Source organism: Methylobacterium variabile, from assembly GCF_001043975.1.
GTDB lineage: Bacteria > Pseudomonadota > Alphaproteobacteria > Rhizobiales > Beijerinckiaceae > Methylobacterium > Methylobacterium variabile.
The window spans coordinates 1-11,155 of the sequence record NZ_LABY01000173.1 but is presented as its reverse complement, the minus strand read 5'-3'; the positions used below and the strand labels follow the sequence as shown (position 1 = coordinate 11,155).

Annotated in this window: 24 protein-coding genes and 1 tRNA gene; 3 read left to right on the top strand and 22 right to left on the bottom strand. The window is 67.3% G+C overall.

The genetic code is table 11. From position 1 onward, the window contains the following. A partial coding sequence (locus VQ02_RS38355) for a hypothetical protein (protein ID WP_048446648.1) occupies positions 1–339 on the top strand: 339 nt, incomplete at its 5' end. Positions 340–423: 84 nt separating this feature from the next. Next, the gene (locus VQ02_RS38350) at positions 424–585 is read left to right on the top strand and encodes a hypothetical protein (protein ID WP_167350784.1); all 162 of its coding nucleotides are present in this window, start codon (positions 424–426) and stop codon (positions 583–585) included. Between the two features lie 41 nt (positions 586–626). On the opposite strand, the gene VQ02_RS23480 is transcribed toward VQ02_RS38350, so the two are convergent. Genes VQ02_RS23480 through VQ02_RS23470 form a run of 4 tightly spaced genes read right to left on the bottom strand, consistent with a single transcriptional unit; the run spans position 627 to position 2,199 of the window. Next, positions 627–854, bottom strand: a complete 228-nt coding sequence (locus tag VQ02_RS23480; RefSeq protein WP_048446647.1) for a hypothetical protein — start codon at positions 852–854, stop codon at positions 627–629. 19 nt (positions 855–873) lie between these two features. Beyond that, the gene (locus VQ02_RS23475) at positions 874–1,332 is read right to left on the bottom strand and encodes a lysozyme inhibitor LprI family protein (protein WP_083469399.1); all 459 of its coding nucleotides are present in this window, start codon (positions 1,330–1,332) and stop codon (positions 874–876) included. Further along, entirely contained in the window at positions 1,329–1,475 is a 147-nt protein-coding gene (locus VQ02_RS37505; RefSeq protein ID WP_157080774.1) for a hypothetical protein, read from the bottom strand. Before VQ02_RS37505 ends, VQ02_RS23475 begins: the two co-directional genes overlap by 4 nt. Before the next feature lies 1 nt (position 1,476). After that, entirely contained in the window at positions 1,477–2,199 is a 723-nt protein-coding gene (locus VQ02_RS23470) for a Ros/MucR family transcriptional regulator (protein ID WP_425339922.1), read from the bottom strand. A gap of 278 nt (positions 2,200–2,477) precedes the next feature. Here VQ02_RS23470 and VQ02_RS23465 point away from each other — a divergent pair. Next, positions 2,478–2,551 (top strand) — tRNA-Gln (locus VQ02_RS23465). A 73-nt stretch (positions 2,552–2,624) separates the two neighbouring features. On the opposite strand, the gene VQ02_RS23460 is transcribed toward VQ02_RS23465, so the two are convergent. From VQ02_RS23460 to VQ02_RS38345, 18 genes are all read right to left on the bottom strand, one after another. Continuing rightward, entirely contained in the window at positions 2,625–3,686 is a 1,062-nt protein-coding gene (locus VQ02_RS23460; protein WP_048446645.1) for a tyrosine-type recombinase/integrase, read from the bottom strand. Beyond that, entirely contained in the window at positions 3,683–3,937 is a 255-nt protein-coding gene (locus tag VQ02_RS23455) for a hypothetical protein (RefSeq protein WP_048446644.1), read from the bottom strand. The genes VQ02_RS23460 and VQ02_RS23455 overlap by 4 nt, the downstream gene beginning before the upstream one ends. Before the next feature lie 2 nt (positions 3,938–3,939). Further along, positions 3,940–4,377 (bottom strand): hypothetical protein, encoded by a 438-nt coding sequence (locus tag VQ02_RS23450; RefSeq protein WP_048446643.1) that lies wholly within the window; start codon positions 4,375–4,377, stop codon positions 3,940–3,942. 70 nt (positions 4,378–4,447) lie between these two features. Beyond that, positions 4,448–4,813, bottom strand: a complete 366-nt coding sequence (locus VQ02_RS23445; RefSeq protein ID WP_048446642.1) for an SLOG family protein — start codon at positions 4,811–4,813, stop codon at positions 4,448–4,450. 129 nt (positions 4,814–4,942) lie between these two features. Then, positions 4,943–5,197 carry a hypothetical protein gene (locus tag VQ02_RS23440; protein ID WP_053080518.1) on the bottom strand — a complete coding sequence of 85 codons (255 nt, stop codon included), beginning with the start codon at positions 5,195–5,197 and terminating at the stop codon, positions 4,943–4,945. Further along, entirely contained in the window at positions 5,190–5,654 is a 465-nt protein-coding gene (locus VQ02_RS23435) for an ASCH domain-containing protein (RefSeq protein ID WP_048446641.1), read from the bottom strand. The genes VQ02_RS23440 and VQ02_RS23435 overlap by 8 nt, the downstream gene beginning before the upstream one ends. Beyond that, positions 5,641–6,333, bottom strand: coding sequence for a hypothetical protein (locus VQ02_RS23430; RefSeq protein WP_048446640.1), 693 nt, complete (start codon positions 6,331–6,333; stop codon positions 5,641–5,643). Before VQ02_RS23430 ends, VQ02_RS23435 begins: the two co-directional genes overlap by 14 nt. Continuing rightward, a complete protein-coding gene (locus VQ02_RS37500; protein ID WP_157080773.1) occupies positions 6,333–6,782 on the bottom strand; it encodes an HNH endonuclease family protein in 450 nt (149 codons plus the stop codon). The genes VQ02_RS23430 and VQ02_RS37500 overlap by 1 nt, the downstream gene beginning before the upstream one ends. Next, complete coding sequence (locus VQ02_RS37495) at positions 6,775–7,005, bottom strand: hypothetical protein (RefSeq protein WP_157080772.1); 231 nt, start codon at positions 7,003–7,005, stop codon at positions 6,775–6,777. The genes VQ02_RS37500 and VQ02_RS37495 overlap by 8 nt, the downstream gene beginning before the upstream one ends. Beyond that, positions 7,002–7,394, bottom strand: a complete 393-nt coding sequence (locus VQ02_RS37490) for a hypothetical protein (protein WP_157080771.1) — start codon at positions 7,392–7,394, stop codon at positions 7,002–7,004. The genes VQ02_RS37495 and VQ02_RS37490 overlap by 4 nt, the downstream gene beginning before the upstream one ends. Before the next feature lie 136 nt (positions 7,395–7,530). Then, positions 7,531–7,899 (bottom strand): hypothetical protein, encoded by a 369-nt coding sequence (locus VQ02_RS23425; RefSeq protein WP_048446639.1) that lies wholly within the window; start codon positions 7,897–7,899, stop codon positions 7,531–7,533. Next, positions 7,896–8,210: a hypothetical protein gene (locus tag VQ02_RS37485; RefSeq protein ID WP_157080770.1), complete on the bottom strand. Its 315-nt coding sequence runs from the start codon at positions 8,208–8,210 to the stop codon at positions 7,896–7,898. The genes VQ02_RS23425 and VQ02_RS37485 overlap by 4 nt, the downstream gene beginning before the upstream one ends. Further along, positions 8,203–9,387, bottom strand: a complete 1,185-nt coding sequence (locus VQ02_RS23420; RefSeq protein WP_048446638.1) for a hypothetical protein — start codon at positions 9,385–9,387, stop codon at positions 8,203–8,205. The genes VQ02_RS37485 and VQ02_RS23420 overlap by 8 nt, the downstream gene beginning before the upstream one ends. Before the next feature lie 3 nt (positions 9,388–9,390). Further along, positions 9,391–10,122 (bottom strand): hypothetical protein, encoded by a 732-nt coding sequence (locus tag VQ02_RS23415; protein ID WP_048446637.1) that lies wholly within the window; start codon positions 10,120–10,122, stop codon positions 9,391–9,393. Positions 10,123–10,147: 25 nt separating this feature from the next. Then, on the bottom strand, positions 10,148–10,351 hold the full coding sequence (locus VQ02_RS23410) for a hypothetical protein (RefSeq protein ID WP_048446636.1): 204 nt from the start codon (positions 10,349–10,351) through the stop codon (positions 10,148–10,150). After that, complete coding sequence (locus tag VQ02_RS23405) at positions 10,351–10,584, bottom strand: hypothetical protein (RefSeq protein ID WP_048446635.1); 234 nt, start codon at positions 10,582–10,584, stop codon at positions 10,351–10,353. The genes VQ02_RS23410 and VQ02_RS23405 overlap by 1 nt, the downstream gene beginning before the upstream one ends. A 1-nt stretch (position 10,585) precedes the next feature. Beyond that, entirely contained in the window at positions 10,586–10,759 is a 174-nt protein-coding gene (locus VQ02_RS37480; RefSeq protein WP_157080769.1) for a hypothetical protein, read from the bottom strand. Beyond that, on the bottom strand, positions 10,756–11,155 hold a 400-nt coding region (locus VQ02_RS38345; protein ID WP_048446634.1), incomplete at its 5' end, for a hypothetical protein. The genes VQ02_RS37480 and VQ02_RS38345, both read right to left, overlap by 4 nt.

Sequence of the window (11,155 nt, the reverse complement as noted above, 5' to 3'; positions counted from 1 at the left end):
GGCGGCTATCGCGGCGCCGGCTTCGGTGGCTACCGGGGCGGGTTCGGCGGCTACCGCGGTGCCGGCTTCGGCGGCTACCGGGGTGGCTTCGCCGGTTACCGCGGCGGGTTCGGCGGCTATCGCGGCTACGGCTACCGCGGCGGTTATGGCCGCGGCCTGGGCTACGGGCTTGCCGGCGTCGGCCTGGGCCTCGGGCTCGGCTACGGCCTCTCCAACGTCGGCTATTACGGAGGATACGCGGGTTACGGTGGGTACGGCGGGTATTACGGCGGCTGCGGCCCCTACGCCTACTACGACGACGTCTACGGGACCTGCGTCTCCTACGGCTACGGCTACTGACGCGGGGCCGCCGGCCTCACCCTCATGAGAAGACGCGGCCGGGCGGTTGCGCCCGGCCTGCACCAGCTTGGACGAGGTGGCGTGATGGTCGAACCAACCAAGCCCGGCGACAAGGCGGAGCCCGGCACGCCCGGGACCGGCGAGAACCTGTGCCGGCGCTGCGCCGGCACAGGCCGGATCGAGGGCGATTCCTGTCCGGACTGCGCCGGCACCGGAAAGGTGACCGAGCCGATCGGCGGCGCCTGACGTCCCGGCCCGGCGATCGCATTCCCTCGCCGAGACGCTCGTCAGGGCGCCAGGATGATCTCCGCGAGCGCGAGGGCCTTGGCCAGGGACGCCTCGGTCTTCGGCGTGGGCGGCGCCGGCACCTGGGCCGCGCTGCGCAGCTCCTCGAGCACCGCCTCCCGGGCGTTCGGATCCCGCTGAACCCGCTCCCGCAGCAGGGCGGTCACGATCAGCTCGAGGGCGCCCAGGCGCGCCTCGATGTCGTCCTCGAAGGTCAGCGGCGCGCTCATCGACAGCCCTCCCGCGGCGTCACTCCCGCAACTCGCCGATCCGCGCCGCGATGAGCCGGATCTTGCACGACGAGGCGAGCTGCCCCGCCGCCGAGCCGCCATGATAGTCGAAGTCGTAGAGGCTGTCGCAATGGCGCCGGAAATACTCGTCCCACGCCGCCTGGGCTGCCAGGAACGCCTTGCGCCAGTTCTCCGCATCCTCGCGACCCGCCAGGCTGCCGGGGCTCGGCGGCCGGGTGGCAACCGTCGCGATGGCGGCGAGCTTGCGCTCCACCTCCGCGGCGAGCCGCTCCCGCAGCGCCTTGGCGGCGTCGTCGAGGCAGGCGCCTTTCCGGTACTCCGGCACCGACTGCCCGGTGCAGGCCCGGATGGCTGCGGCGGCGGAGACGAGCTTTTCTGCTCCGGCCGCCCCCCGCGCCGCGGCATGCCCCGCCACGAGGGCGAGCGCCAGCCCCGCCGCGCACACGATCCGTCTCATCCGCGCCAGTGCCCCAGCAGATCGCCGCCGGCCAGCGCCACCCCGACCACCGCGATCGCGGCGCCAGTCAGGAACAGCAGCACCTGCTCGCGGGACGGAACGCGCCGGCCTCTCGTCCGCCGCCAGGGATTGGCGAGGGCCATGCTACTCGGCCGCGGCCTTGCGCGCGCGGCGGCGCGGAGCGGGCTTCTCCTCCGGAGCGTCCGCAGCGGTCTTCGCCGCGGCAGCCTCCGCCTCGGCGGCTTCGGCTGCCGCGGCCTGGGCCGCCGCCGCGGCGTCGCGCCGGCGCTGCCCGAGGCCGAGGCTCTTGGCGAGGGCGGAGCGCTGGGCGGCGTAGCTCGCCGCGACCATCGGGTAGTCGTGCGGCAGGCCGAACTTCTGGCGGTAATCGGCGGGCGTCAGCCCCTGCGAGGTGAGGTGACGCTTGAGCGACCGATAAGGCTTGCCGTCGATGAAGCTGATCAGGTGGTCGGGCGTGACCGACTTGCGGATCTGCGCCGGCGTCGCCCGGGTCTCCTCGGCCGCCGCCGCGACCGGCTGGCCGAGCGCCATGAGGGAGGCGTGCACGGACGCGATCAATCCCGGCAGCTCTGCGACCTGAAGATTGTTGTTCGCGACATAGGATGAGACGATGTCGGCCGCGAGGCCGACCAACTCAGACTGCTGCTCCAGGTTGACGTCCGACACGAGCTTCCATCCCGATCTGAGCAACCCGGCACGATCCGAGTCGTCCCGGCATATCGGGAGAAATGTGCCTCCATCAAGTGAAACCATGCGTGCTTCAAGGAAATCTTGTGTATCGCTGTCGATCTGCGGCCGCACCCGACCGGTCTTGTTCCGCCCGCCCGCCGTCGCGCCGTTGGTCACGCCTCTCGCACCCTGCGTGTTGCACCGCGGTCGCCGTAGCCCCAGTCTTCACCCCCCCGGTCGACGAGACGGCGGCCGTGGGCCGCGAGCCACCCGAAACCTTCCGCACCGCCGAACTTACCCCGCCTCGATCGGCGCCCGAGCGATTGCTCCGCCAAGATGGCAAGAAGGCCTTGACCCCATCCGAGAACCAGCCTATCTGCACCGCACCCGAGGCGGTGACGTGACACCCCGGACAGACGGAAGCTTCCTCTGATCCCCGGCACGCAACGCCCCGTTGGGGGATAGTTTAACGGTAGAACAGCGGACTCTGACTCCGTTAGTCGTGGTTCGAATCCACGTCCCCCAGCCACCAATATTTTCAAGCACTTAGAGCCCCATTATCAGCCGCTCCGCAGGGCGGTTAGACACTTCTGTCCGGCTGGTTAGACAGCCTTCGTGCGCTTCCTGTTCTCCTGATCCAGCTTGACCACCACCCCTCGCAGCTTCGGTTCGAGGTCGGCCTCGCGCGAATAATGCGCCGCCATGCCCTCGGTCTCCTGGCCGAGCATGTCGGCGATCGTGCGCGTGTCGAACCCCAACTGGCGCATCTGGGTCGCCGCGGTGTGGCGCAGCCCGTGGAACGTCAGCCCGTCGGCGATCTTGCCGTCCGCCTCAAGCTGTCGGATCAGCCGGAAGAAGCTCCCCCGGAACCCGTCCTCCTTCCACGGCTGGCCGCGGCTGTTGACGAGCAGCGTCGTCGCCCGGTGCTCGGAAAGCGCAGCCAAGGCCTCGGCGACCGCCTCCGGCGCCTGCACCTTCACCGGCTTGCCGCTCTTCGCCGAGACCCGAGACAATGTGCCGGCCGTTCGGTTCCAGGTGTCGCGCTTCACCGACAGCGCCTCCCCCTGTCGGTAGCCGAGCACCCCGCCGAGCATGATGGCGGCGCGCAGCTCGGGCGAAGCCGCGGCGACGACGGCGTCCCACTCCTCCTTCGCCCATGGTCGGTTGGCGCGTGGCTGCCCCTTCGGGCGGCGCAGCTTCTTCACGTCCCGGACCGGGTTCGCATCGGCGAGCTCGCGTTCCATCCCATGGGCGAAGACGACGCTCACGACCGAGAGCACGTAATTCGCGAAGCGCCGGCCCCTCTCCTTCTGGGCTCGATCGCGCAGCGCGGCCACGAACCCGCGGCTCCAGCGCGCCAGCGCGACGTCGTGGAGCGGGCCGAGATAGTCGAGCACCTTCTGGTAATCGGCCCGAGTGCGCGGCGCGAGGTCGGACAGGAACCGCGGGCTGGCGCGATAGGACACTACGAGCGAGCCCCAGGTGCCGGGCTTCTCCTTCACCTCGGGCTTCGCCTTGGCGCGGATCTCCTCGAGCGCCCGCCACCACTCGGGCGTGCCGATCACGTGAGGCGGTGTCAGGCGCACGCCGGACGCCCGGTCGTAGGCGTAGGTTATGCCCTTCGAGACGTAGATCTTCACGCCGGGCACGCGCACCTTGGTCATCGTCTCAGCCTGTCCAGCAGATCCTCGTCGGTCTCGCCGATCTCGCCCATCTCAAGCGAGTCGATCCAGCGGTCCAAGTCCCGGACGTCGTAGCGCAAGCCTTGCTTGCCGGGTCGGACCCGCTTCGGGGTGACAGGCAGCGGCGCGGTGGCGCCGAGCCCGAGATAGGCTGCCGCCTCGGCCCGGTTCAGCAGGCGCGAGGTCGGCAGCGGCAGGGGGCGCTCAGCGATGATCGCTCGGGCGCGCGGCATGCTTAGACCTCCCCTCCTGTGGCTGTGGAGACCGGGGCGGCGGGGCGGGCGCGATCAGACCACCTGGGCCGCCGCGCTTCGGCCTCGTCCGCCATACGCGGGCTGTAGAACTCGACGGCGCTGTCGGGCGTGACGCCCATCGGCTGGCGGATCGCATCGTGGAGGGCAATGAGGAGCCGGGCGTTCTCGGCCTGCGCCGCGGCAAGCGCCGGGCTGTGGTGCATGCACACATCGCCCGGACGGTCGTAGGAGCAGGCGCAGGATCCGTGCGGCGCGAGGCTGCTGATCTTCGCCTCTAGGGCCATGATCGCCTGCTCGAACTCGTCCCGCTCGCGAAGGGCTGCGTCACGCTCGGCCTCAAGCTCGCGGATGCGGCCTGCCCGGAGCGGGTCGGGGCTGGCACCGCAGGAGCAGGCATCGGCAGGGACGATGCGGCCCACGTTCCACCCAGGCGGAAGGTTCTCGTGGCGGGTGCCGCATCGCCCGCACACGAAGGACGAAATGTGAACTTCACCCGACATCGCCACCTCCCACCGCGTTGATCTGGATACCGGCGGCGCGGGCGCGGGAGAGCAGGACCGGATCTGCGCCTGGGAAGGCGAGGACCAGATCTGGGCGAAGGCTGGCCAGCGCAAGCGCAAGATCCATCTCGACCACCTGGCACCAGTTGCAGACCGCCCAGCCGTCCACCTGAAGGGCGAAGCGATCGAACCCGCCTGCATAGACAAGGGTGACCTCGACAGTGCCCATCGGGTGCTCGTCGGTCATGTCGCCACAAAGGGCGTCCAGGGCGCGCCAGATCGCGTCCCTGTCATCGTAGTCCCGTCCCCCGCAGACGAGGACGCGAAGCCCTGCCCTGTCGGTGTCATGGGGCATCGGAGGGCTCCGGTTCTGTGGGCGCGAATGCCAAGGCAAACTGCGCTACAGCGATCAGGAACAGCGCACCTGGATCGGTGGCTTGGAAGCTCGCTCCGACCAGCGCGGACATAGCGATCCACCAGGGCATCACCGCACCTCCCCGCTCGGCTGGCTCGGGGTGGGCTTTGGGTCAATCCGTTCCTCGATCACGACGCTCGGCTGGTACATGTCGAGGTAGCCGGTCCAGTCCGCGTGCGTCATGTTCTTCTCGGACTGTGCTTCGCGCTCATCAGCAAAGCGCACCGGCACACCGATGGCCCTCATGGCAATCTCGATTTCGCCTGCGATAGCGGACTTGCCGCAGCCAACAGGCCCGGCGACGATCACGCGAACCTCAGCCATGCTCGGCCTCCCGTGCGATGAGGGCGGCGCGGGCTTCGTCCGGCACGTCGAAGAAGCCGAGGGCGCCGCGGCACGACACGAATGGCAGCGGGCGCGGGTTGGCAAGCACGAAGCCGTAGCGACCGACGAACCAGGGCGACGGGTGGTCGGTGACACAGTCCACGATGTCGACGATACCTACGATGCCCCCGCGCTGCATGGCTTGGTGGATCTGTGCGCGTCGCCGGTTGTTGGTCTCGCGATCTTGGCGAGAGATGGCTTCGAGCGTGCACATTCCGTCCCAGAACTCGTCGCGGGTCATGCCCTTGGCGGCATGCAGCAGAACCGGGCCGCGGAAGCTGGTCGACCAGCTTCGGTTCTCGACCGACTTTCCCTCATGCAGGATCATGTGCGCCCACGGCTGGCGGATGGAGATCGCCTTGCGGGGAAGCGCGCGCAGCTCGTCAGCCCGTGACATCGGGGGTCTCCTGGGTCGGGGTGGCGAGGGCTCGGATCGTGAAGACGGCATGGGCGAGCCCTGAGTAGAACCCGGCGAGGGCCGCGTGGGCGGTGGGTAGCTGGCCGGGTGCCGGTGTCCCCGGGCGTGAGATCGCTTCAATGGCAGTAGCCGCAGCCCATAGGCCGCGCTGATAGGAGGTCGCTTCAGCATCCTTCCACTTGCGCTCGCTCTCCGCTATTGCGGTGCGGAGACGATCGGCATCACGGCGGGCGCCGTCTCGCTCGGACATCAGGGCCCCGGTCTCGGCAACGAGATTGGCGACCTCAGGCAAATTGGCCTTCGCGCGCTCGCAGCAGGCCGCCTCGACGTAGGCCCAGCGCTGGCGCTCTTCCTGCGTGCAGTCGTCCCACCGGGCCCTGGACTGCACACCCGCGGCCCGCCACATCGTCTCGGCAGCGAGCCGGCCGAGGTCTGCCGGCGCATCGGGGATCGGGGATCGGCCGATGACGACGCCGCATCGAAGGGCCCAGATCTCCTCGCCGCGGCGAGCGTCGTCGCGATCCATCTCGGCGGAGCGCAGGTCCTTTCCGAGGGCCGTGCAGACCCGCCTCAGCCTCTTGACCTCAGCCTGTAGCTCCCGGGTGGGGGATTGGTCGGGCGCCCCCGCTTCGCGGGCCGCGCTGTTGCCTTCGGTCATCACGTTGCGACCCGCGCCATCCGCCACTTTTTCTGATGAATTAGCCTGCATTGCCGACATCTCCGAATGCCCTGCGAGAAGATGTAGTTGTCTTCGGTAAGCTCATGTCCGCGACGGCAGTGCGTCCGCTTTTGCGGCCCGAGCAAGCCTTTGGAGGCGGCGTCTCGAATGTTCTCGCGGTTTGTGCCCCACCAGATATGCTTCGGGTTTACGCAGGTTGGGTTATCGCAGCTGTGGCAGGCAAGCAGTCCTTGTGCCGGCCATGCCTTCTCTTCGATCACCTTGGCTATGCGCGGGGCCAGGAACTCTCTGCCCTTATATCTGAGACAGCCGCGACCCCTGATTGCAGCCCCCAGCCAGGGCCAGCACTCATCCTCTAGGCCGATTTGAATTTTAGCCCGAAATCGACTTAAGAAGCCTTCGTCGTTCCAGATCTCGGGATTATCCATAGCCTTGCGCCTCTTCCTTGCGCACAAGACCTGTGGTCATGTTGTCGATCTGTGTGAGGATGCCGACCAGATCGCCCGCAAGCGGCCGCCATAGTGGCGCGTCGGCCTTCCAGTGCTTTTCCCAGAGCGCAACAGCAAGACGTTCAGCGTAGCGCGTAGCTTCATCGCTGCGCGTCTCGCCGGCTTCGCCGCTTCCATCGCATGGCGCAGAGTGATTATTCATCGCGCGGAGCCCTCCGCATCCGACGTAACGCTGAAATCTGGCGGTTGCGGCGCGTCAAGGGTAAATGCAATTGTCTTGAGGGTTTCAATATTTCGGCAGTCTTTGATGAGTTCGGCCAATTTGTATGCTTGGCCGCGCCACCAATGTTCGGCGCGCTCGGCATGGCCGAAGAGACGATCTTGATAGCCGTGCCCGCTCCAGCCACGCTCTAACCCCGTGTCGCGGGCGTACTTCCGATAACTGCGGGGATAAGCCTTGTCTCCGACTTCGACTGATTGGCGCCCTGCGGATTGAACCTCAACCGCCGTCCATTTGCCGCGACCGATGTATTTGCCGTTACGATACACGCTGCCGTCGCGATCAAGATGCCAAAGCAGATCGCCTGCCACTGCCTCGGCGACCGTCCTCGCAACTTTGCGCGAGGGGGACCCGCCCGCAGGGCAGAGACCCGTCAGGGGCTCTGTCGAAGACGGGTGACCCGACCCCTTGGGGTCGCGCCCCTCCTGCCCCCTCACGCTGGTGTGGTCAGACATCGGGGGCTCCTTCGGGTTGGAGAGAGGCGCGCTCCGCACTGCCGAACTCCCCATGCCGGCACGCGGCGTAGCAGGCGCAGACGCGGTGCTCTCCGGCGTCCGTGCGGTGGGTGCAGTAGAAGAGCCCGTCGCGAGCAGGATCAGAAAGCCGGATGCTGCGCTGGTACCCTTGGCCGACGTTTTGGGGGTCGCAGGTCCGAAAGAGGCAGTCAGGACAGGCCTTACGCCACGGGCGTCCGTCCTTTGCCGGGATCACCGCGTCCATCTCGTAATCCATCAGGAGCGGGTAGCTCTCCGGCCTGAGAGCGTGTCCGGCATGATCAGGAGCCGCAGCGATCATGGCGATTTCCTCTTCGGTCATCGTCCGGTCTCCTCAGTCTCTCTGTCGAGGGCGGTGCGGCCGGCGGGCGACAAAGACCACAAATGGTCTGCATCAATGCCGCCATACTCGTCTGTGTCGTCAACGACGAAGTGCGACCCTGGATCTTGGATTGCGGTAAGAAGGCCGGCTCGAAGCATCCGTTCTAGTTCTTCGCCAGAAACCCGTATTTTGTCATCGTCAGAACGATGCTCTAGAACCGGCAGAAAGTTGCTGCCTGGACAGGGACCGATGACAGGCCTTCCGATCGCTGCAAATCGGCGGAGCGCGTCCAGCAGGTCAGGCTCACGCATCGCCCACCTCCTGGGAGGAGGGACGCGGGGAGGCGGGATCTTGGACTATACTTGAGGGCGCCTCCGCTGCGCGGACCGGGCTCGCGGCCTCTGGCCTCAGCCGGCTTGCGCCGTCTTCACGCTCCGCGCGCTGATCCCTGGCGCGAATTGGAAATGCGATCTGCGCGGCCTCGAAGATGGGGTCGGTCCACTCATCTTCAGTCGAAGTCGCATCCATATTGTTTAGCGCTTCACCAAGCATTTCCATCAACTCGGCCGACCTCTGCCCGACATCATGCATAATTGATGTGAAAACACGCTCGGTCGCTAATGTGGTATAGTCGTCATGAACACGCGCAAGGGCGCGTGCGAGATGCGCGACCACTTTGCACTGATCCGCAACCTGAGCCGCAAGATCGCCAGCGCCAGGGATGGAAGCGCCGGCAGGCGCCGGGACCGCAGGGCCCGGTCCGGAGGACGACAGCCCGTGCCCGTCAGGGCGGCGCCCTGAAGTAATACCCTCCCGAGAGGGGGTGGAGGACTGGAGGGCTCGGAGGATGATGTCTTCGATCTTGAGAGCGTCGTCCTCCATCGTGCGGTGGCGCATCAGGCCCTCGCACATCATCCAGTCTACGATATCGAGAGCGGCCCCTTCAGCCCCCTCCCTCGCCGCCTGGATCAGGTCTGGCGGGGTGGCGCTGATGCGGGATAGGAGAGCGGAGCGGGCTTGCTCAAGCTGCTCCTTGTTGCTCCGCTGATCTTCCTTCGGGGCGGTGGCGCTGAATGCCCCGCATGCCCAAGCGCAGTCGATCACGAGATCCACCAACCCCTCGACCTCAGCAGGAGACCGGAGAGGGGTGACGGGTGCCTCGACTGCGTCGGCGGGCTCAAACCGGCCGTCGTCCATCTCGGCGGTCGGGCGGACCCAGACCGGGCCGCCGCCGAGCGCGCGGTAGCCGACCACCTCGGCGCCGTGGACCAGCGGTCCGCTGGTTTGCACTATCGCGGCGAACAGAATGGACGCCCCGGCCGGAGAATTGAACATGGACGAACATGCGGTGATCTCGCCGGCCTCGCCATGCCGGACAATCAGGGCGAGGTCATAGTCCGTCAGCGGGTTGTGGGTTCGCACACTGGCTCCCCGGAACAGCACCTCGTACAGGCCGCCGGTCTTCTTGTGGCGAAGGATCTCGGCCATGGCTCAGGCCTCCCGGGTTGGCAGAGTGGAGAGAAGGCGTGCCACGTCGCTCTCGCGCATCCCGTCGAAGAGCTTGTTTTCGCCGATCGCTCCGAGCTTGAGGCCGCTCAGCGCCAGCCCCGCGGCCGACCAGCCATTCTCCCATGCCCGCTCTAGGACATCTTCCAGATCCACCTCAGGCGCCTTCGCCGTCCCTCCTACAGCCCCCTCCCGCAGCATGTTGCGGCGGGCCTGGAGGGCTGACTGAACCTCGCCGTGGTCATCCTGCTCGCCGGCTCGAACAGCCTTCGACCACCCCGGGAGACGAACATCGTTGACCTGCGCCGCATCCTCCCGCGCCGCGGCCAGCAACTCTTCCTCTGTCCACTCCCGAGGCTCGACGACATGACCGCGCTCAAGGGCGAGGCGGAGGGCGGAAACGCTGCCTTGAACACCATTGGAATTGTCGTGATCGCCGTCACGATATGCTTTGGCTCCTTGCGGATAGTTCTGGCGCTCGCAAATCCTGGCGCCGATCTCCCGCGCCACCTCGACCATCCAGGCGGGTGGGGCCTTATCGCCGTCCACATAGGCCCACGCATAGGCGATGGCCTTGCGCTCAGCCTCTGCCCAGTCCTCCCCGTTCCCGACGTAATGGGCTGTGTCACCTTCTCTCGTCAGGTCATACCCGATACCGCACATGCTTCGCGAGAAGGTGGCCTTCCAGCCCTCCGGCAGCTTCGTCTTATCGCGCATGATCGTGCCTCTGTGGTTCGGGTGGTCAGGCGGAGGGGGTGGAGGCGGACTCGCGGGCCTTGGCCCTAGCCGTCGAGATGCGAACAGCCTCGTCCAGGCCGTGCTCTTTGATCGTCGGCACCCACCAGCACGGCGTATCGCCAAACGCAGAGCCGCAGCCGTACTTCTCGACCTTGAGCAGCGGGCGCTCACAGAGAAAGCAGACCTTGTTTGCGTGCTTGCGGGGCATTACCGGCTCCCCTCCCCTGTGGGAGGGAGAGCGGGGGGCGGCCACAAGCCGGCGAGCGCATCGCGGATCGCGTCGTAGTCTTGCGGCAGGCTCTTCACGCTCAGCCGGTGGTCGCCGCACACCCGGCACAGAGCTTCGGTCATCGCGCTCGGCGTGGCGACGCTAGCAGGCTGGATGCCGCGCTCGCGCAGCATCGTGGCAGCCTGGGCGGCATCGAGAGGACGAGTCGTCATCTCAATCTCCCGACAGTGTGCCGACGGCCGGCAAGCGGCTGTCGGGCGTGACGGGGCGGCGGCGCGGGTCCGGGTTCTGCTCCCGCTCGCGTAGCAGGCGAGCGCGCTGGGCAGCCTCAATCAGCTCACGCCGGGTCTGACCGTTCGCGGGCGCGGTGCCGTTGGGGTTGGTCACGTCGTGGCCTCCGTCCGCTCGCGATCAGCCATCGCCCGCATGTCGGCGAGAGCCTGATCGTTGGTTTCGTAAAAGCGGGTGGGCGCAACCGGCATCGCCGGGTTGCTCTCGCGATAGATTAGCTGAGCGGCGAGAGCGGTACCGTGGAACCGCTCCAGGGCATAGCCGGGCTCGCCGGCGAGATGGACGACCCAGCCCGCTCGGCAATGCGTCGTGCCGCAGCGGTGCCACGTGGACATGTCGAGCGCGCCGGTCTGCGACGCTGCCTCCAGCACGCGGGCGTGGATGTTCTCGATGGTCGGGATTGCAGGCGGTCCCGACCAATCCGACGACGGGTCACCCTTCAGGTCGCGGCGATCGTAGAGATTGGCGACATGCGAGCAGTCCGAGCAGCGC